The sequence below is a fragment of the Mesorhizobium sp. P2_C5_2 genome (genome assembly GCF_056404535.1).
On the sequence record NZ_JBFUDV010000008.1, the window covers coordinates 118,069 to 134,472 of the forward strand.

The 16,404-nt window shown below is 62.8% G+C and carries 27 protein-coding genes; 9 read left to right on the forward strand and 18 right to left on the reverse strand.

Annotated features, from left to right (window positions below; translation table 11 throughout):
* Positions 1-30 precede the first annotated feature (30 nt).
* The 5 genes from AC1D1B_RS26965 to AC1D1B_RS26985 all read right to left on the reverse strand — a co-directional run bounded on the left by AC1D1B_RS26965 (position 31) and on the right by AC1D1B_RS26985 (position 2,344).
* Positions 31-192: a hypothetical protein gene (locus tag AC1D1B_RS26965; RefSeq protein WP_181057993.1), complete on the reverse strand. Its 162-nt coding sequence runs from the start codon at positions 190-192 to the stop codon at positions 31-33.
* Positions 193-280: 88 nt separating this feature from the next.
* Positions 281-1,063, reverse strand: a complete 783-nt coding sequence (locus tag AC1D1B_RS26970; RefSeq protein WP_477335971.1) for an SDR family NAD(P)-dependent oxidoreductase — start codon at positions 1,061-1,063, stop codon at positions 281-283.
* A gap of 30 nt (positions 1,064-1,093) precedes the next feature.
* Positions 1,094-1,549 (reverse strand): DUF417 family protein, encoded by a 456-nt coding sequence (locus AC1D1B_RS26975; RefSeq protein WP_477335973.1) that lies wholly within the window; start codon positions 1,547-1,549, stop codon positions 1,094-1,096.
* Positions 1,542-2,012, reverse strand: coding sequence for an SRPBCC domain-containing protein (locus tag AC1D1B_RS26980; RefSeq protein WP_477335975.1), 471 nt, complete (start codon positions 2,010-2,012; stop codon positions 1,542-1,544). Before AC1D1B_RS26980 ends, AC1D1B_RS26975 begins: the two co-directional genes overlap by 8 nt.
* A complete protein-coding gene (locus AC1D1B_RS26985; protein WP_477335977.1) occupies positions 2,009-2,344 on the reverse strand; it encodes an ArsR/SmtB family transcription factor in 336 nt (111 codons plus the stop codon). The genes AC1D1B_RS26980 and AC1D1B_RS26985 overlap by 4 nt, the downstream gene beginning before the upstream one ends.
* 209 nt (positions 2,345-2,553) lie before the next feature.
* Between AC1D1B_RS26985 and AC1D1B_RS26990 the strand changes: the two genes are divergently transcribed.
* The 3 genes from AC1D1B_RS26990 to AC1D1B_RS27000 all read left to right on the forward strand — a co-directional run bounded on the left by AC1D1B_RS26990 (position 2,554) and on the right by AC1D1B_RS27000 (position 4,111).
* The gene (locus tag AC1D1B_RS26990; protein WP_477335979.1) at positions 2,554-2,724 is read left to right on the forward strand and encodes a hypothetical protein; all 171 of its coding nucleotides are present in this window, start codon (positions 2,554-2,556) and stop codon (positions 2,722-2,724) included.
* A gap of 184 nt (positions 2,725-2,908) precedes the next feature.
* Positions 2,909-3,319: a hypothetical protein gene (locus AC1D1B_RS26995; protein WP_477335980.1), complete on the forward strand. Its 411-nt coding sequence runs from the start codon at positions 2,909-2,911 to the stop codon at positions 3,317-3,319.
* A 72-nt stretch (positions 3,320-3,391) separates the two neighbouring features.
* Positions 3,392-4,111 (forward strand): helix-turn-helix transcriptional regulator, encoded by a 720-nt coding sequence (locus AC1D1B_RS27000; RefSeq protein WP_477265051.1) that lies wholly within the window; start codon positions 3,392-3,394, stop codon positions 4,109-4,111.
* 65 nt (positions 4,112-4,176) lie between these two features.
* Here the strand turns inward: AC1D1B_RS27000 and AC1D1B_RS27005 are convergent, their stop codons facing one another.
* The 3 genes from AC1D1B_RS27005 to AC1D1B_RS27015 all read right to left on the reverse strand — a co-directional run bounded on the left by AC1D1B_RS27005 (position 4,177) and on the right by AC1D1B_RS27015 (position 6,705).
* A complete protein-coding gene (locus AC1D1B_RS27005; protein ID WP_044548374.1) occupies positions 4,177-4,869 on the reverse strand; it encodes a DUF1013 domain-containing protein in 693 nt (230 codons plus the stop codon).
* A 326-nt stretch (positions 4,870-5,195) separates the two neighbouring features.
* Positions 5,196-5,336, reverse strand: coding sequence for a DUF1127 domain-containing protein (locus AC1D1B_RS27010; protein WP_112393407.1), 141 nt, complete (start codon positions 5,334-5,336; stop codon positions 5,196-5,198).
* Between the two features lie 358 nt (positions 5,337-5,694).
* Positions 5,695-6,705: an NAD(P)H-quinone oxidoreductase gene (locus tag AC1D1B_RS27015; RefSeq protein ID WP_477335982.1), complete on the reverse strand. Its 1,011-nt coding sequence runs from the start codon at positions 6,703-6,705 to the stop codon at positions 5,695-5,697.
* Positions 6,706-6,849: 144 nt separating this feature from the next.
* Between AC1D1B_RS27015 and AC1D1B_RS27020 the strand changes: the two genes are divergently transcribed.
* From AC1D1B_RS27020 to AC1D1B_RS27030, 3 genes are read left to right on the forward strand one after another with little or no spacing between them, the layout of a single operon-like run.
* A complete protein-coding gene (locus AC1D1B_RS27020; protein ID WP_112559543.1) occupies positions 6,850-7,044 on the forward strand; it encodes a DUF1192 domain-containing protein in 195 nt (64 codons plus the stop codon).
* Positions 7,011-8,378 carry an MFS transporter gene (locus tag AC1D1B_RS27025; RefSeq protein ID WP_477336122.1) on the forward strand — a complete coding sequence of 456 codons (1,368 nt, stop codon included), beginning with the start codon at positions 7,011-7,013 and terminating at the stop codon, positions 8,376-8,378. The genes AC1D1B_RS27020 and AC1D1B_RS27025 overlap by 34 nt, the downstream gene beginning before the upstream one ends.
* A 32-nt stretch (positions 8,379-8,410) precedes the next feature.
* Complete coding sequence (locus AC1D1B_RS27030) at positions 8,411-8,674, forward strand: ArsR/SmtB family transcription factor (RefSeq protein ID WP_477335984.1); 264 nt, start codon at positions 8,411-8,413, stop codon at positions 8,672-8,674.
* 31 nt (positions 8,675-8,705) lie between these two features.
* On the opposite strand, the gene AC1D1B_RS27035 is transcribed toward AC1D1B_RS27030, so the two are convergent.
* From AC1D1B_RS27035 to AC1D1B_RS27060, 6 genes are all read right to left on the reverse strand, one after another.
* A complete protein-coding gene (locus AC1D1B_RS27035; RefSeq protein ID WP_477335986.1) occupies positions 8,706-9,170 on the reverse strand; it encodes an SRPBCC family protein in 465 nt (154 codons plus the stop codon).
* A 16-nt stretch (positions 9,171-9,186) separates the two neighbouring features.
* Positions 9,187-9,561, reverse strand: coding sequence for a nuclear transport factor 2 family protein (locus AC1D1B_RS27040; RefSeq protein ID WP_477335988.1), 375 nt, complete (start codon positions 9,559-9,561; stop codon positions 9,187-9,189).
* Positions 9,562-9,598: 37 nt separating this feature from the next.
* Positions 9,599-10,129 (reverse strand): SRPBCC family protein, encoded by a 531-nt coding sequence (locus tag AC1D1B_RS27045; protein WP_477335990.1) that lies wholly within the window; start codon positions 10,127-10,129, stop codon positions 9,599-9,601.
* A complete protein-coding gene (locus AC1D1B_RS27050) occupies positions 10,101-10,427 on the reverse strand; it encodes an ArsR/SmtB family transcription factor (protein WP_477335992.1) in 327 nt (108 codons plus the stop codon). Before AC1D1B_RS27050 ends, AC1D1B_RS27045 begins: the two co-directional genes overlap by 29 nt.
* Before the next feature lie 5 nt (positions 10,428-10,432).
* A complete protein-coding gene (locus tag AC1D1B_RS27055; protein ID WP_477335994.1) occupies positions 10,433-11,089 on the reverse strand; it encodes a glutathione S-transferase family protein in 657 nt (218 codons plus the stop codon).
* Between the two features lie 117 nt (positions 11,090-11,206).
* Positions 11,207-12,040, reverse strand: coding sequence for an alpha/beta fold hydrolase (locus AC1D1B_RS27060; RefSeq protein WP_477335996.1), 834 nt, complete (start codon positions 12,038-12,040; stop codon positions 11,207-11,209).
* A 100-nt stretch (positions 12,041-12,140) separates the two neighbouring features.
* On the opposite strand from AC1D1B_RS27060, the gene AC1D1B_RS27065 reads away from it, so the two are divergent.
* The 3 genes from AC1D1B_RS27065 (at position 12,141) to AC1D1B_RS27075 (ending at position 13,596) form a co-directional block, all read left to right on the forward strand.
* Positions 12,141-12,653: a winged helix-turn-helix transcriptional regulator gene (locus AC1D1B_RS27065; protein ID WP_477335998.1), complete on the forward strand. Its 513-nt coding sequence runs from the start codon at positions 12,141-12,143 to the stop codon at positions 12,651-12,653.
* 94 nt (positions 12,654-12,747) lie between these two features.
* On the forward strand, positions 12,748-12,981 hold the full coding sequence (locus tag AC1D1B_RS27070; protein WP_023670152.1) for a hypothetical protein: 234 nt from the start codon (positions 12,748-12,750) through the stop codon (positions 12,979-12,981).
* Positions 12,982-13,164: 183 nt separating this feature from the next.
* On the forward strand, positions 13,165-13,596 hold the full coding sequence (locus tag AC1D1B_RS27075) for a GlcG/HbpS family heme-binding protein (RefSeq protein ID WP_192259297.1): 432 nt from the start codon (positions 13,165-13,167) through the stop codon (positions 13,594-13,596).
* A 5-nt stretch (positions 13,597-13,601) separates the two neighbouring features.
* Here AC1D1B_RS27075 and AC1D1B_RS27080 read toward each other — a convergent pair whose 3' ends face one another.
* The 4 genes from AC1D1B_RS27080 to AC1D1B_RS27095 form a co-directional block, all read right to left on the reverse strand.
* Positions 13,602-14,003: a hypothetical protein gene (locus AC1D1B_RS27080; protein WP_477308690.1), complete on the reverse strand. Its 402-nt coding sequence runs from the start codon at positions 14,001-14,003 to the stop codon at positions 13,602-13,604.
* 202 nt (positions 14,004-14,205) lie between these two features.
* The gene (locus tag AC1D1B_RS27085) at positions 14,206-15,153 is read right to left on the reverse strand and encodes an agmatinase (RefSeq protein ID WP_477336000.1); all 948 of its coding nucleotides are present in this window, start codon (positions 15,151-15,153) and stop codon (positions 14,206-14,208) included.
* A 202-nt stretch (positions 15,154-15,355) separates the two neighbouring features.
* Positions 15,356-15,538: a 50S ribosomal protein L32 gene (gene rpmF, locus AC1D1B_RS27090; RefSeq protein ID WP_008834724.1), complete on the reverse strand. Its 183-nt coding sequence runs from the start codon at positions 15,536-15,538 to the stop codon at positions 15,356-15,358.
* A 153-nt stretch (positions 15,539-15,691) separates the two neighbouring features.
* Positions 15,692-16,399 (reverse strand): biosynthetic peptidoglycan transglycosylase, encoded by a 708-nt coding sequence (locus tag AC1D1B_RS27095; RefSeq protein WP_477265102.1) that lies wholly within the window; start codon positions 16,397-16,399, stop codon positions 15,692-15,694.
* Positions 16,400-16,404: the final 5 nt, after the last annotated feature.

The window sequence follows — 16,404 nt, forward strand, 5'->3', positions numbered from 1 at the left end:
TGCTCCGGCAAGAGCGCGACAGGCGCCGTGCTATGTCCAGTGCCCGAGCACGCCTGCCAGCGAGATGGCGGCCATGGCCAGCAGCGCCAGCTTCCAGAAATCGCCACGCCGCCGCAGACCCGGCCAACCGAGCGGCTTGATGATCTGGATGAGCATAATGCCGATGAAGACAAGGGCGAGAAGCTTCGACATGCCGCCTTTGACCAGCATTGCGGGCGGCTGTCAAAGCGCTGTCTGCGTTCGCTCCGAAACTCCAACCTGGCGGCTTAGGCAGTCGCCTCTATCCCGCCGGCGATCCGCAGGTGACATGCACGAACGTGCCGGTCATGGCGCTGGCACGGTCGGATGCCATCATCGCCGCAACTTCAGCCACTTCAGCCAGCAGCGGCAGCCGCTTCTGCAGAGTCCCAGCGCCCAGTTCGGCCAGATAGGCTTCGCGACTGGCGCCCGACACGGCGACATGCTGGCGCACCATCTCCTGGAAATCCGGAGAATCGGGCGACCCTGCCGAACGCAGGCAGATCGCACGGATGCCATGCGGCGCAAGTTCTGCCGCCAGGCCGCGCCATAGCCCTTCGATCAGGTGGCAGGCCGGGCCGAAACCGCCGATCTCGCGCACCGCCTCGGGCGGACCGGCCGTGATCGTCAGGATGACGCCGCTGCCGTGTTTCATCATGTGCAGCGCCACCGCCCGCGCGGTGATGAATTGGCTGGCCGCCGCCTTGCGGATCGGCTGCATGAAATCGGCGAGCTGCATATCGATCAGCGGCGTGCCCTGGATGTCCTCGGTACCGATCGCGTTGAAGAGAATGTCGATCCGGCCGGCCCGCTCGGCAACGGCCTCGACATGCCGCCCGACTGCCGCCTCGTCGAGCGCATCGACCTGATCGGCTTCGGCGTGCCCGTCCGTCTGGCGGATGGCCTGCGCCACCGCCTCGACCTTCTCTCGCGTCCTGCCGCCAAGAAAGACCCGTGCGCCTTCCCTGGCAAAGGTCCTGGCAACCGCACCACCAATTGATCCACCGCCGCCATAGATGACGGCAACCTTGCCGGAGAGCAGCATGTTTTTACGCCTCTCGTTTTTGCGGCCGGCTCACGCGGAGCGGAGACGGCCAAGACTTTCGCCAAGCACCACGACCGCGATGCCGAGCAAGGCAACATCCTTGATCAGAAACGATCCGAGCGGTCCAAGCGCCGGGAAGCCCAGCGCAGGGTCCCAGATCGGCAATGCCAACATGATCGAACACGTGGTGAGAAAGGTGAAAGTCGCCAGCGCCCCTGCGACCACACCTGCTCGTGCCGTCCACGGCGAGACCACCAGCAGCAAGGCCGTCGCAATCTCGACGATGCCAAGAAGATACGACGCACCGGCCTCACCGAACAGCGGATAGAGCCATGCGAGCCACGGTGTTCCACCGATCAGCGGCTTGAGTGCTTCGACCTCCGTCTGGGTGAATTTGAGACCGCCGATCAACAGCAGCGGCAGCACGACGCCGGCTAAGGCGATGAAGCGGCCGATTTTCAGGATGTTTGTGCTGGCATCACGCATTGCGGAGATACTCCTTCAGCATGTCGAAACTCTCACCCCAGCCCTGCAGGTGGCCGTCGCGGGTCTCAACTGTCAGGAAGTCTGCCTGGTGGAAGGTCATGACCGTCTTGTCGCCATCGCCGGTGAACGTCAGCGTCACCAGCGTTTCGTGGCCAAGATTGCCATCGCCCTCTTCCCAGGCGTGGGTGAAGACCAGCCGCTCGGCTTCGACGATCTGGCGAAACACGCCCTGTTCGGCCACCTCGGTGCCATCGTATTTACGTGAATGGACCCGCCAGAAGCCTCCCAACCGCATATCCACCTGCGCCGACAAGGTGGTGTAGCCGCGCGGACCCCACCAGCGTTTCATATGGTGCGGCTCGGTCCACATCTTGTAGACAAGCGCCCGTGGCGCCTCGAAGACTCGGGTGATCGTCAGCGCCCGCTGGCGTGCATCGTGCCTGTCAGTTGCCGGGTCCGTCATTTGTCCTCCCCCTTCTGCAGCGCTCGCAAATAGTCATCCATCTGGTCGAAGCGGCCATCCCAGAGCCGCCGGTAATGCTGGAGCCATTGGTCCACGCCTTGCAGCCGGTCGACTTCGAGCCGGCAGGGCCGCCACTGCGCATCGCGGCCACGGCTTATCAGGCCGGCATGCGCCAACACCTTCAGATGTCTCGATATGGCCGGGCCGCTGATATCGAACGGTTCGGCCAGCTCGGTCACGGTCGCCTCGCCTGTCGCCAGCCTTGCCAGGATGGCGCGGCGGGTCGGATCGGCAAGGGCCGCGAACGTCGCGGTAAGCGGGTCGGCTTGCACCTATTTAACCATCTTGTTATTTAACACTTCTGTTAGATACAGATGGATGTCCATGCTGTCAACAAACCAGGAAGCGATCTTCTTTTTTGACGCAGACGCTGGCCGACGATTCCAGGGTGAAGAAAGTCACGGGATGCCGACAGGCTCCTGACAGACTGCTGTCAGGAGGGGTGTGCGATAGTGTCTCCATCAGAGAAGAGGAGATGGTCATGAACAGCTTTGGTATTTTGAACAGCGTACAGCACTATGTCGGCAAGATCCGCACGATGCGCAATGAAGTCCGTACCCAGCGCTTCATGAACTCGTTGCCGGCAGACATCCGCAAGGACATTGGCTGGCCCGATATGTATCAGGGTCGCAGCCGTATCCGCGAGGTCTGAGGCGATTTTTTCATGGCAATGCTTGGATACAGCCATCGCCACACCCAGATCAAAGACATGACGCGCAGGCGGCGATGCCTGTGGGCAGGTGCAGAACTATTCGGCGCTCGCCACGGACAATGCTGAAGGCTCCTGACAGAATGCTGTCAGGAGCACCATGCCATAAATATGTCAGGAGACATGGATGGTGAAAAGCTGGAACGACAGGCTGAACACGCCGGGTATAAATGGCGTGAAGCCGACGCCGCGCACGATGGGCGATGTCGTCGAGGGCCAGCCGATGTTGGTGCCGACTGCCCGCCAGGTCGATGATTTCATCCGCACGATCCCCAACGGTGTCGAGATGGACGTCCGTGCCTTGCGCACCGCGCTCGCCATCGAGCACGGGGCGCAAGTGACATGTCCGGTCACCATCGGCTATCATCTGCGCACCGTCGCCGAAGCCGCCAATGAGGATCTCGAGCGCGGCATGACGCTGAGCGATATAGCACCCTTCTGGCGTGTACTCGACACCAACACGCCGACGACGAAGAAACTGTCCTTCGGCGCGGAATTCGTCGCCGCGCAGCGCAAGCGCGAAGGACTGAAGCCATAATGCGTGTCGCCCGAAAGTCGAAACCGGTTTTGGGCGACGACATGCATAAGAAACACGCAGAGGGACCAAACGATGCGCCGTGCCGACAGGCTCTTCCAGATCGTGCAGCATCTGCGTGGTGGCAGATTGGTCACCGCCCAGAAGCTCGGCACCTGGCTCGAGGTTTCCGAACGAACCATCTACCGCGACATCGCCGACCTGCAGTCGACCGGGGTGCCGATCGACGGCGAGGCGGGCGTTGGCTACATGATGAGGGAGGGTTTCGACCTTCCGCCGCTGATGTTCACGCGTGACGAGATCGTGGCGCTGGTCGCCGGCGCCCGCATGGTGCGCGCTTTTGGCGGTGCTGCCATGGCGCGAGCCGCCGACGAGGCGCTGGTCAAGATCGGCGCCGTGCTGCCCGACGCCGAGAAGGACCGCATCGCCCGCACCGAGATCCACACGCCGATGTGGGTGGTGAGCGACGCCGCGCGCGAAGCAATCGACTTGATCGAGCGCGCCGTCGAGAAGCGCCAGGTGCTGACCATCGACTATTGCGACGAAGCCGGCCGCGGCACGGCGCGTGACATCCGGCCGCTCGGCCTGTGGTTCTGGGGCAAGGTGTGGACGCTGGTCGCCTGGTGCGAGATGCGTGACGATTTCCGCGCCTTCCGCATCGACCGCATCGCCTCGGTGGTCATTGCCGGCCGCATCTTCAAGCCGGAGCGCGGCAAGCAGCTCGCCGATTTCTACCGCGCGGTCGAGCGCTCGGAGGATTACGGCATGACGCCGGACCGGGCAGCGCGTAGCTGACACTGCAAACGCGCCAATAAAAAAGCCCGCTCGAAGCGGGCTTTTTTATTGGTCTGTCGCAGACCTTATTCGTCGTCGGCGTCTTCGTTCTTGGACTTGAGCGCCGAGAGCTTGGCGAACACGGCGTTGGCGTCGAGCTCGGCATCCTCGTCCTTCGGCTTCTCCGGCGCCGGCACCAGGCGCTCGGTCAGGGCCGCCGGCAGCAGCGTGTCACCGACAGGCTGCGCCTGTTCGCGGCCGCGCGAGGCACGGTTGACTTCCATGTCGAGGTCGATCTGCGAGGCGAGACCCAGCGTCACCGGATCCATCGGCTGCAGATTGGCCGAGTTCCAGTGCTTGCGCTCGCGGATCTGCTCGATCGTCGACTTGGTCGTGCCGACAAGGCGCGAAATCTGCGCGTCCTTCAATTCCGGGTGGTTGCGCACCAGCCAGAGAATGGCGTTGGGCCGGTCCTGGCGCTTGGACAGCGGCGTGTAGCGCGGGCCCTTGCGCTTGGATTCCGGCACCCGCACCTTGGGGTCGGACAGTTTCAGGCGCTGGTTCGGATCCTTCTCGGCCCGCGCGATCTCGTCACGGGTCAGCTGTCCCGTCATGATCGGGTCCATGCCCTTGATGCCTTGCGCCGATTCGCCATCGGCGATTGCCTTGACCTCGAGCGGATGCAGCCCGCAGAACTGCGCGATCTGCTCGAAGGAGAGCGCGGTGTTGTCGACCAGCCAGACGGCGGTCGCCTTGGGCATCAGCAGCGTATTGGCCATTTCAAAAATCCTTCTCGTTCGCCCGCGTTCCCGCGCGGGCGGTGGTTTAGAGCCACCAAAATGGGAAATTCGCGGCCTGTATAACCGCTCCGTCGCCGTTTCGCAATGTTTTTGGCGCAGGGCGCAGCCGCCTGACGACAAGCTGCGTCGAGGTCAGAAAAGGCCTAGGTCTCGGCAATCGTTGATGCCGAGGCGTTAAAGGGGGGCCCAAAACGACAAAACCCGCCGGACAGGGTCCAGCGGGCTCGGAACCGGCGACGGGAAACGTCTGCTGCGGCTCTTGCTTCTAGCACATGGCCAGGCCTTATGGCCGGCCATGCTTCGAGTTAGATGGCCTTGCGGGCAATCCGCTCGATGTCGCCGCGGCTGATGCCGAGGTCGTTGAGCTGACGGGCGTTGAGCTTGTTCAGCTCGCGCACGGTTTCGTTGTACATACGCCAGTTACGGAAAGCGCGGATCGGGTTCATGGTAGTCCTCCAGTTGTTGGATCAATTCGTTTCGATGACGCTTAGATAGGCAGCGCTGCCCACGAATTGAACAGACGTCTTTGCATAGCCGCAATGCAAATGCTGCATTGCACAATTAAGGTTCTGTTCATCTTGCCAACCGGCCGAGCGTGGAGGATGTGCCGAGATTCAGGTCAGGCCGAGTCGAGAATGGCTGATACGGAGAACCGGAGCGGAGCGTACTAAAGTACGTGAGCACCGGCCTACGCCGGCCGTAGCCTTAGCTGCCGCAACCACTCAGGCAGGCTTCGGCCGGCGAAGGCCGGACGCGCAGGACGCCATCATTTGCAGACCGGCCTCACCTGAACATCGATATGCCCTAACCGACATCGAGCACGATCTTGCCAATATGCTCGCCCTCTTCCATGCGCTCATGCGCCCGCCAGGCATCGGCCAGCGGGAAGATCATGTCCATGACCGGTGACACCTTGCGGGTGCCGAGCAGCGGCCACACCTGCGCTTCCAGCGCCGCGGCGATGGCCGCCTTGAACTCGACCGTGCGCGGCCGCAGCGTCGAGCCCGTATGGGTCAGCCGCTTGACCATGATCCTGGAAAAATCGGCGCTCGCCACCGCACCAGCCTGGACAGCGATCTGGACGATGCGGCCCTCGACCGCCGCGGCCTCGTAGTTGCGCGCGACGTAGTCGCCGCCAACCATGTCGAGGATGACGTCGGCGCCCTTGCCGCCGGTGGCGTCCTTGACCGCGGCGACGAAATCCTCCTCTCGGTAGTTGATCGCCCGGTCGGCACCGAGCTTCAGACAAGCGTCGCACTTCTCCTTGCTGCCGGCGGTGGTGACGACGTAGGCGCCGAAGGCCGACGCCAACTGGATCGCCGTGGTGCCGATGCCCGACGAGCCGCCATGGACGAGCAGCGTCTCGCCCTTCTTCAGGCCGCCGCGCTCGAACACATTGTGCCAGACGGTGAAATAGTTCTCCGGCACGGCGGCCGCTTCCGTATGCGTAAATCCGGCTGGCAGCGGCAGCACGCTGCCTGCATGAACCTTGACGTATTCGGCATAACCGCCGCCGGGCGTCAGCGCGCAGACCCGGTCGCCAATGCGCCAGCGCGATATCTCGTCGCCAAGGGCGGCCACTTCGCCCGATGCCTCGAGGCCCGGCAGGTCGGAGGCGCCTGGCGGCGGCGGATAGGCGCCCTTGCGCTGCTGCACGTCGGGCCGGTTGACGCCTGCGGCGCGCACCCGGATCAGGATTTCGCCGGGGCCGGGCACCGGCACGTCGCGCGTCTCCGGTTTCAGCACCCGCGGCCCGCCCGGTTGCGAAATTGCAATGGCCGTCATTCTGGCCGGAATTTTAAGTCCGCTCGCCATCAAATTTTCCGTCCCGATCCTGCCGGTCTGTCGCCGGCTGTTTGCATCAGCACCCCTGCCCTATGTATGCTGATTGCCGGATCAGGCAAATGCTCAAATCAGGCCAATACTGATCAGGCCAATACTGATCGGGGAGGAGCGACGATGGCGATCTTCGACGACGAACCCAAAAAGAAATCCAGGCCGCATGAAATCGGACAGGATCTGTCGCTGCTTTCGGTCGGTGACCTGACCGAGCGGATCGGCATATTGCGCGACGAGATTGCCCGGCTGGAAGCCGAACTGCAGACCAAGGGCAGCACCAAATCGGCGGCAGAGGCCTTGTTTCGCCGCGGCTAGTTTTCGCGCTAGTTTCGGCGTCGGAGCATCCGCCGCCGAAAAGCCCGAATGCGCCTGTCTTCAGAACTGACAAGCCCCTCCAGCCGGATCAAACAATGTTTGCAAGCTACAGACCGATTCTCTCGCTGCTTCGCGGCACTGCTTTCCTGCTCGCGGCTTCGGGACTGCACGGGCTGCTGCTGCCGTTGCGCGGCCAGCTCGAAGGGTTTTCCACCGCATCGCTCGGCCTGATGGGCACCGCCTGGGCCGGTGGCTTCGTCACCGGCTGCTTCTTCGCACCGCGCCTGGTGCGCCGCGCCGGCCATGTCAGGGCCTTCGGCGCCTTTGCCGCGTCGGGCGCCATCGTCGCCCTGCTCACCGGCCTGATCATCGACGAATATGTCTGGATCCTGCTGCGCGCCTTCACCGGCTTCACCATGGCCGGTGCCTTCATGGTCATCGAAAGCTGGCTGAACGAGAAGGCCACCAATGAGAACCGCGGCACCGTCTTCGGCCTCTACATGATGGTCACCTACGCCTCGATCATGGGCGGCCAGATGATCGTTGCCGGCGGCGACGTCAGATCGGCCTCCCTGTTCATGATCACCGGTATATTGTTCTGCCTGTCGCTGATCCCGACCGCCGTCTCGTCGGCCTCGTCTCCCAAGCCGTTGCAGGACGTCAAGCTCGACGTCAAAGGGCTTTACGCAAACTCACCGGTATCGGCGATCGCGTGCCTGTTGATCGGCATCGCCAACGGCGCCTGGGGCACGCTGGGTGCGGTCTATGGCGCCCGCATTGGCATTTCCACGGCCGAGATCGCACTGATGATGAGCCTTGTCGTCGTTGCCGGTGCCGCCATGCAGCTTCCGGCCGGACGCCTCTCCGACAAGACCGACCGCCGTTTCGTGCTGGCGGGTGCGGCTTTCGGCGCCGCACTTGTCGCCATCCTGATCTTCCTGTTCGAACCGCGCTCCTCCATTTTCGTCATCGTCTTCACCGCCGCCTATGGCGCCTTCGCCTACACGCTCTATTCGATCGCCGTGGCGCATGCCAACGACCACGCCCGGTCGGAGGACTTCGTCAAGGTCTCGGGCGGTCTGCTGCTTCTGTACGGGTTCGGCACCATGATCGGGCCCTTGCTGGCTGCCGCCCTGATGGGCTGGTTCCGCCCCGAAGGCCTGTTCCTGGCCACCGCGCTGGCGCATCTGTGCCTCGCCGCCTACACGCTGCTGCGCATCAGCCGCCGCGCGCCGGTGCCGATCGAAGACCGCGATGCCTTCAAGACCCAACCGGCCGACCGCTCGGTCACCCCTGAAGCATTGCGGCTCAGAAAAGCGGAAGCCGACGGTTGAGATTTGAAAAGCTTTGCCCCACAAGTATAGGCATGATCTTTTCTGACGCCTTTATGGCGATTGCCGATCCCAACCGGCGCTATCTCCTGGAAGAGCTCCGGCGCGGCCCGAAAACTGTCAACGAACTGGCTTCGGGCCTGCCAGTCTCCCGCCCGGCCGTGTCCCAGCACTTGAAAGTGTTGCTGGACGCCGGCCTGGTTCAGGCCAAGGCCGAAGGCACCAGGCGGGTCTATACGGTCAGCAGTGCCGGCTTCCTCCAGCTTAATATTTGGCTTGATCAGTTCTGGGAAGCATAGGCTAAAAACGCCAATTCGCGTTTCCCGGGGTTTAGATGCCCGCCGCCAGTGCCTTGCCCAGCGCATCGAGCAGGAACCCGGTTCCATGCTCGCGCGATGACGATGTGTCGTGCCCATCGAGAAACGCGCCCTGCTCCGTCAGCACCAGGCGCGTGCCCGTGCCTTCCGGGCGAAGCTCCATTGTCGCCAGCGACACCGAGATTCTGACGTCGCCGGCCAGCATGTCGTAGCTGTAGACGATGCGCTCATTGGGCACGATGTCCAGATAGGTGGCGGCGAAAGTATAGAGCGGCCCATCTTTGGGCCCGCCGACATTGATCTCCTTGCCGCCGATACGGAAGTCCATCTCGTAGCGGCTGGGTCGTGGGCTGTCCGGATCGGCGAACCAGCGCCGCTTGGCGGCCGCATCGCTCAGCGCGAAATAGACTTTCGCCGGCGCGGCCGGATAGACGCGCTCAAGCACGAAGGTGGAGTGGACTACGGATCGTTCGGTCATGGTCAGGTCCTCTTGGTCAGCTTGATGGTTTCTGTGCGACGAAGACGCCGTCGCGATAGGACGCGCCGAAATAGACCTGGACGGCGTGCAACCTGTCGCCATGGAACAGATGCAGTTCGGTGTTGCGGAAGGTCTTGCCGTCCGCCGTCTCGCAGCGATAGAGGACAAAGGCGGCGTCCTCGTCCTCGCATATCCGCTCGATCGTGATCGACCTGAAGGCCGGGTTGTCCGGCCAGCAACGCTCGAAATAGGTCGCGCGGTGGATGGCGTCGTCATACGGGCTGGTGAAGGTGAAATCGTCGGTGAGCACCGCGGCTACAGCAGCCTTGTCATTCGCCTGGTAGGCGGCAAAATAGCCGCGGATCAACTCGGCTCTGCTTTTGGCAGGCATGGTCTTTCCTCCTCTGCTTCAGACTGGCGTTGCGCCGTCACGCCTCGATCAGCTGGCGTTTGAGCTCAGCAGCCAGATTGTCGAGGGCCGCACTAAACCCTTCGCGGCTGCCGGCGATCATGTCCTTGCCGCCGAAGGCGGTGATCTGGTCCGTCAGCGTCAACCGGGTGGATTGCCCGGCCGCTTGGAACTCAACCGTGATCAGCGAGACGGAAAGTTTGTCCCAACCTTCCGAGACCACTTCGGCGGTGATGATCCGCTCATCCGGCTCGATATCGAGATAGCGTGTTTCAACGCGATAGATGAGTTTGCCGCGCGGCCCGCAACGGCTGACATCCAGACCGCCGACGCGAAAATCGGCCTTGTCGTAAACAAGGTCCACCCCAGGCGACGGCGTGCCCCAGCGCATGCGCGCCTGCGGATCGGCAAAGGCCTGGAATACCCGCTCGGGTGGAGCGTCGTAGCTGCGTTCGAGCACGATCGTCGAATGGATAACAGCGCTCATCATGGCCTCCTCGTCTTTGGTCATTTGGTTCAGGTCATTCGGTCTCAGCGAGAAAATCGCCAAGCCGGTCGAGCCGGCGTTCCCATGTCAGCCGCCGTTCGTTGATCCAGTGTTCTGCGCCACGCAGCGCCTGCGGCTCGATCTGGCAGGTGCGCACACGGCCCAGCTTTTCCGAGCGCACCAGCCCGCTCGCTTCGAGCACGTTGAGATGCTGGACAACGGCCGACAGCGACATCGCCAGTGGTTCGGCCAGCTGGCTGACCGAGGCCGGCCCACGCGACAGCCGTTCGACCATGCTGCGCCGGGCCGGATCGGCGAGCGCCTGGAACATCAGATCGAGCTGGGCGGGATCGTGCAGCATCGTGATCAGCCGTTGTTATAGGGGAAGAACTTGAAGTAGGGCTGCGCCTCCTCGATCACCCTGGCGAAGGACGGCCGCTTGAGCAGGCGGTCGTGGTAGCGTTTCACCGCCGGATAGCTGTCGCCGAACGGCTCGACCTTGTTGGCGTAGAAGAGCGCCGGCGAGGCCGCACAATCGGCCATGGTGAAGGTATGGCCGGCCGCCCAAATTTTCGAGCGCATCTCCTCCTCGACGATCGCATAGGCGTTGCGCAGTTGCGCGCGCGCCTCCTCGACCCCGAACGGATCGGTCTTGTCCTGCGGCCGCAACCTGTCGCCGACGATCTTCTGCATCGGCGCCTGCACATAGAAATCGTAGAAACGGTCGGCCTGGCGGACCTGGAGAGCGAGGTCAGCCTCGGCCGGGATGAGCTCGACCGGACCCCGATAGTGGGCAGCCAGATATTCGATGACGATGGTCGATTCCAGCACCGTGCGGTTGCGCGCATCGTCGCGCAACGCCGGCATCTTGCCGGTCGGCGACACCTTCAGGAATGCTGCCCGCGATTGCTCGTCGCCGAGATCGACGATCACCGGCGTGAACGGCGTCTCGTTCTCATAAAACGCAATCAGCGGTTTCCAGCAGAACGATGCCAGCGGATGGAAATGGAACGTCAGGGACATTTTTTGCTCGTCTTGTTTGCGGTTCGTCGGTGCCGGAGCGATGCCAGTCGGCACCAACACTGAAGCATTTACTTAACTATTGGCGTGAGGCGAATGTGTCAAGGTTCGGCCCGCCTGTCAGGGTTTGGTATGTGCGACGAGGGCGGCGGCAATCGTGCCCCAGTCGCCCGGATGCAGTTCGTGGCCACCGCCTTCGATGCGGACAAGCCGTCCGCCGGCGACAGCATCGGCAAGGGCTGCGCCATGCTCGACCGGAAAGATCGGATCCGATGTCCCGTGGATGACGAGCAGCGGAACCTTGATCTCGTGCAGGCGCCCTTTCAGATCCTCGCCACCTTTCAGCATGAAATGGTTGGTCGCGCTCAAAAAGCCGCCGGATCGGTCATAGTCCTGTTCAATGAACGCCCGCATCGCCTTCTCGTCGAACGGATGCGCGGTGCTTGCGATGGCATGAGCGTCCTTGACGACGAAGCCGATCACCTGGTCGCGGTTCGACCAGTCGACCTTGGCGCCGGCGGCCGAGTGCTCCATATAGGCTTCGGTCGTCCCCGGCAGGTGCGATGTATCGATCCCCACCGGAGAACTGCTGATCACCGTCAGCGAGATGACGCGCGAGGGATGTTTCACCGCCAGTCGTTGCGCGATCATGCCGCCCATCGACATCCCGACCACATGCGCCTTCGCTATGCCGTAGCTGTCGAGCACGCCGACGGCATCGTCCGCCATGTCGTCGAACGTATACGGCGGCTCGCCCGGCGCATATTTGGTCGACAGGCCGGTATCGCGGTTGTCGTAGCGGATCACGAAACGGCCCTCGCCGGCGAGTTTTTTGCAAAGCGCCTTCGGCCACCACAGCATCGAGGACATGGCGCCCATGATCAGCAGCATGGCAGGATCGCCGGGATCGCCAAACGTCTGGGAGACGATTTCGGGTGCTGCGGTCTTTGTCATGGGAATCTCCTCGCCTGCATTCAAACTGATTGCGTTTTGCAATCGGTTGCACGATAATAAAACTGATACGATAATGCAACTGGTTTTTGGGGAGAGTCGGATGAAAACCGAACACCGCTCGGGATGCCCGATCAATCTGTCGCTGGAAGTGTTCGGCGACCGCTGGAGCCTGATCATCCTGCGCGACATGATTTTTGGCGGCAAACGCCACTTTCGCGAGCTGCTCAACGGCTCGATCGAGGGCATCGCTTCCAACATCCTGGCCGACCGGCTGAAGCGGCTGATGGAACTCGGCATGCTGATCAAGGCCGACGACCCCTCGCACAAGCAGAAGGCGATCTACAGCCTGACCGAAATGGCAATCACGCTGGTGCCGATCATGGCGCATCTCGGTGCCTGGGGCCGCGTCTGGCTGCCGGTCAGCGAGGAGCTTTCGATCCGCGCCGAGCTGCTGGAAAAGGGCGGGCCGGCGATGTGGGAGCAGTTCATGGACGAGTTGCGCCACGACCATCTGGGGACGCCGGTCGCAGCCCCGGGGCGACCTTCCGTTCGCGCCACATTGCAGGCCGGATATGAGGCGGTGGTGGCTCGAAAGGCGTCGAGCGCCGCATAGGCTGCGGGCTGGTAACCAACTTATTTCCCCATTTGCAGGCCGGCTCTGCTATCAAAGGGGCGAAAAACATAATTTATGGGATTGGATAACGCTCTTGGTTGAGAACTCTAAGGATACTGCCCGCGCCCGGGCGGATATGCGTTTCAAGAAGCAGGAAGAGGCAGCCACGGTGCGGCAAAAGGCGATGGCGGAGTATGTCGCCGAGGCCGACGCCCGCCAGGCCAAGACCAACAAGCTCCGGGCATTGCGCCTTGCCAAGGAAGCCGAAGATCTCGCCAATGCGCCTGCCGCTCCGGTCAAGAAAGCGGCGCGAGCCAAGAAGAAATAGCGCTCGGCGGTCTCTTCATCGACGCCCGATCTGGAAGCCGGCAGCGCTATCCTGTGTCGGTCAACGGCACACTCCGAGCCGCCGCCATTCCGCTTTCCCACGCGAAGCAATTTCAACCGCAACCGGGATTTCGCATCTCCCGTGTCAGGCCGATGATTGACGCGTTTTGATCAGGAGACAGCCATGACCGCACTGACCCTCGAAAAAGCCAAGCACATCATCGACGCCGCCTTTGCCAAGGGCGCCGAACTGAAGCTCAAGCCGCTTGGCGTCTCCGTGCTTGATGCCGGCGCGCATCTCGTCGCCTTCCAGCGTCAGGACGGCGCCTCGTTCCTGCGCCCGCAAATGTCGGCCGGCAAGGCCTATGGCGCGCTCGCCATCGGCATGGGTTCGCGCCGCGTCGAGGCTTTTGCCAAGGAACGGCCGCATCTCGTCGCCGGCATTTCCGACGTCTCGGGCGGACGCGTCCTGCCGGTGGTCGGCGGCGTGCTGATCCGAGACAAGTCAGGCGCCGTCATCGGCGCGGTCGGCATTTCGGGCGACACGTCGGACAATGACGAGGCCGCAGCCATCGCCGGCATCGAAGCGGCGGGCTTCACCGCCGATCCGGGCTGAGAGCTCTAGTTGAGGTTGATATCCCGGCTTGCCGACCGCATCGAGACCGAGAAGCCGGCCAGCACGTCGAACAGGGCGATCACCATCAGCGTGAAGAAGACGGAGTGCGCCGCGCCCTTCACCAGCAGGAACTCGACCAGGAACGCCACGAAGACCAGCGTCGACAACAGATGGTCCATAATCGAGGCGTTCGTGGTGCGCACCGACTTCACCATTTCGAGGAACAGGAAGATCAGCCCGATCACCACCATCAGGTCGCCGAGCGTCATCGAAAACACCCCACCGGACATCATGTGGAACGAGAAGATCTCGGTCGCCCACGGATCGTCGCCGCTGCCGAATATTCCGAGGAGTCCGAGATTGTAGGCCACGAAGGGCACGATCAGCAGCGGGATGGCACCGAACATCAGGCGTCTCCTCTAGCAATTCCAGGAAAAGTCTGAGCGATCTTCCCACAGGAATTGCGTAAACAATGGGGGCATCTTCTGTAGAATGCCCCGCAGGCACGCCGTCAAGAATTTTCGCATGCGCCCGCAAACACGGAAAAAGACCGCGCGAAACAACCCTGTCAGCCGCAATTGCCCCGGCTGACCGCCGACACGCAGGGATTCAGCGCTTGAACTGGCCTGTCCTTACGGCGGCGCCGATGGCATTGAGAATGAAAAGGCCGGCGGTCATCGAGGTGATCTCGTTGACATCGCGCGCCGGCGCGATCTCGACGATGTCCATGCCGACGACGCGCCCCTTGGCAAACAGTCCTTTGATCAACTCGATCGTCTGCCGATAGCTGATGCCGCCAGGCGCCGGCCCTTCGACCGCGGGCATCACAGCGGGATCGAGGCCGTCGGCGTCGATGGTCAGGTAATAGCGGCCGCCATCCGGGATGCGCTTGAGCAGCGCCGCCGTGCCGATGTCCTGCCATTCATTGGCGGTGACGATGTTGGAGCCGTAGGCGCGGGCCGCCTCGACCTCCTCGAGCCGGGCGCTGCCCTGGCCACGGATGCCGAGCTGGAAAATGCTATCGATATGCGCCATCTCCGAAGCGCGGCGGATGGGGCTGGAGTAGCCTTCCCTTACGCCGTTGACGTTGTCGCGCCAGTCGAGATGGGCATCGATCTGCACCAGGGTGATCGGCCCTTCGCCGTCAAACGCCCGAAAGATCGGAATCGGAATGCCATGATCACCGCCAATGGTGATCGGCAAGGCGCCGGCGGCGCGGATCTTGCGGATCGCCGCTTCGGCTCTGCTGTAGTGGCCGCCGCCGGCATCGCCGGGGACATCGCCGACATCGACCACCTTGACATCCTGTCCGTCGAACAGGGTTCCGCCAATGTCGAAATCATAGCGGTCGAGCCCCAGGCTGATGCGCTGCGAAGCGCGCCGCACAGCGGTCGGCGCGTTGGTCTGGTCGTTGATCAGCTCATCGATCGTGTAGGGACTGCCGTAAGGCATGCCGATGATGGCGACATCGGCCTTCAGCCCATCGAGATCCTCGACCAGCGGGAAATTCATGAAGGTCTGGAAGACATCGCGCGGTGCTGTGGTGAGCTTGGTCATGCTTGTCCTCTGAAGCCGGCCGGTCGCCGCCAGGGAAGCGCTGCGACAAGGCATGCGGACCAATACAGCACTGCCGTCGCAGCTTGTATCGCCACGGACGCCCCGGTCTTTGGCATAGCTGGCGGCGCGGCGACCGCCAAACGCAAAAAGACCGGCCAATGGCCGGTCTTTTTGGTATTCAAACCCTTCGAAAAAGCTGGTCTCAGCTTTCCTTGGGCGTCAAAACCTGGCGGCCGCGATACATGCCGGTCTTCAGGTCGATGTGGTGCGGGCGGCGCATTTCGCCGGAATTCTTGTCCTCGACATAGGTCGGGGCCTTGAGAGCGTCGGCCGAGCGGCGCATGCCGCGCTTGGACGGAGAGGTTTTTCGTTTCGGAACGGCCATGGATATGCTCCACTACATGGTCAAAATGCCCCGATAGCCCTCGTGAAAGGGCCGCGTCAGGGCCATAATCTGAGAAAGTCGGGTGCCTATACACGCCCTGCGCCGTTTTGGCCAGCACTGCGGCGAATTTTTTTGAGCCGGCAGCGGTTCGACCTAATCAAGACAGCCGACATAAGCGCCCGACCGACCGGCGCGGCGCTCGATCAGCGACGCCAGCCGCCTCAAGCCGGGACCCGGCTTGGCCGGATTGCGGGCGATCGGGTTGGGCAGCGAGACGGCGAGCAGCGCCGCCTGCCGCCGCGACAACCGTTTGGCCGAAACGCCGAAATGATGCTGGGCGGCGGCCTCGATGCCGTAAATGCCCGGCCCCCATTCGGCGATGTTGAGATAGATCTCCATGATCCGCCGTTTCGACATCACCGCGTCGAAATAGACGGCGAGCGGCAGTTCGACCACCTTGCGCACCGAGCCCAGCGGCCGTGACCACAGGAAAAGGTTCTTCACCGTCTGCATGGTGATGGTCGAGGCGCCGCGTGTCGCCTCACCGGCCAGCGCATCGTCTACGACGCCGCGCAATTCGCCGAGGTCGACGCCGCGATGGAAGCAGAACTGCCCGTCCTCCGACATGATCACGGAATTGGCCAGCACCGGCGACACATCGTCGATCGATACCCAGCGCCGGTCGTAGCCGGAAAATGTCGCGAGGTCCTTCACCATCAAGGTCGATATCGGATGCACGAAAGACGGCAAATAGAGGAAGGTCAGCACAATAGGTATCGCCGCCAGTACGGCGGCTACGACCAGGCAGCGCCGAGCCAGGCGCTTCAGACCGGCGCGGTTCACGCGCCTCGGTCGCGCCATGTCCA

Coding starts and splice junctions, on each gene's coding strand:
- AC1D1B_RS26965 (WP_181057993.1), bottom strand. CDS start 192: ATGTCGAAGCTTCTCGCCCTTGTCTTCATCGGCATTATGCTCATCCAG.
- AC1D1B_RS26970 (WP_477335971.1), bottom strand. CDS start 1,063: ATGCTGCTCTCCGGCAAGGTTGCCGTCATCTATGGCGGCGGTGGATCA.
- AC1D1B_RS26975 (WP_477335973.1), bottom strand. CDS start 1,549: ATGCGTGATGCCAGCACAAACATCCTGAAAATCGGCCGCTTCATCGCC.
- AC1D1B_RS26980 (WP_477335975.1), bottom strand. CDS start 2,012: ATGACGGACCCGGCAACTGACAGGCACGATGCACGCCAGCGGGCGCTG.
- AC1D1B_RS26990 (WP_477335979.1), top strand. CDS start 2,554: ATGAACAGCTTTGGTATTTTGAACAGCGTACAGCACTATGTCGGCAAG.
- AC1D1B_RS26995 (WP_477335980.1), top strand. CDS start 2,909: ATGGTGAAAAGCTGGAACGACAGGCTGAACACGCCGGGTATAAATGGC.
- AC1D1B_RS27000 (WP_477265051.1), top strand. CDS start 3,392: ATGCGCCGTGCCGACAGGCTCTTCCAGATCGTGCAGCATCTGCGTGGT.
- AC1D1B_RS27005 (WP_044548374.1), bottom strand. CDS start 4,869: ATGGCCAATACGCTGCTGATGCCCAAGGCGACCGCCGTCTGGCTGGTC.
- AC1D1B_RS27010 (WP_112393407.1), bottom strand. CDS start 5,336: ATGAACCCGATCCGCGCTTTCCGTAACTGGCGTATGTACAACGAAACC.
- AC1D1B_RS27015 (WP_477335982.1), bottom strand. CDS start 6,705: ATGGCGAGCGGACTTAAAATTCCGGCCAGAATGACGGCCATTGCAATT.
- AC1D1B_RS27020 (WP_112559543.1), top strand. CDS start 6,850: ATGGCGATCTTCGACGACGAACCCAAAAAGAAATCCAGGCCGCATGAA.
- AC1D1B_RS27030 (WP_477335984.1), top strand. CDS start 8,411: ATGATCTTTTCTGACGCCTTTATGGCGATTGCCGATCCCAACCGGCGC.
- AC1D1B_RS27035 (WP_477335986.1), bottom strand. CDS start 9,170: ATGACCGAACGATCCGTAGTCCACTCCACCTTCGTGCTTGAGCGCGTC.
- AC1D1B_RS27040 (WP_477335988.1), bottom strand. CDS start 9,561: ATGCCTGCCAAAAGCAGAGCCGAGTTGATCCGCGGCTATTTTGCCGCC.
- AC1D1B_RS27050 (WP_477335992.1), bottom strand. CDS start 10,427: ATGCTGCACGATCCCGCCCAGCTCGATCTGATGTTCCAGGCGCTCGCC.
- AC1D1B_RS27055 (WP_477335994.1), bottom strand. CDS start 11,089: ATGTCCCTGACGTTCCATTTCCATCCGCTGGCATCGTTCTGCTGGAAA.
- AC1D1B_RS27060 (WP_477335996.1), bottom strand. CDS start 12,040: ATGACAAAGACCGCAGCACCCGAAATCGTCTCCCAGACGTTTGGCGAT.
- AC1D1B_RS27065 (WP_477335998.1), top strand. CDS start 12,141: ATGAAAACCGAACACCGCTCGGGATGCCCGATCAATCTGTCGCTGGAA.
- AC1D1B_RS27075 (WP_192259297.1), top strand. CDS start 13,165: ATGACCGCACTGACCCTCGAAAAAGCCAAGCACATCATCGACGCCGCC.
- AC1D1B_RS27080 (WP_477308690.1), bottom strand. CDS start 14,003: ATGTTCGGTGCCATCCCGCTGCTGATCGTGCCCTTCGTGGCCTACAAT.
- AC1D1B_RS27085 (WP_477336000.1), bottom strand. CDS start 15,153: ATGACCAAGCTCACCACAGCACCGCGCGATGTCTTCCAGACCTTCATG.
- rpmF (WP_008834724.1), bottom strand. CDS start 15,538: ATGGCCGTTCCGAAACGAAAAACCTCTCCGTCCAAGCGCGGCATGCGC.
- AC1D1B_RS27095 (WP_477265102.1), bottom strand. CDS start 16,399: ATGGCGCGACCGAGGCGCGTGAACCGCGCCGGTCTGAAGCGCCTGGCT.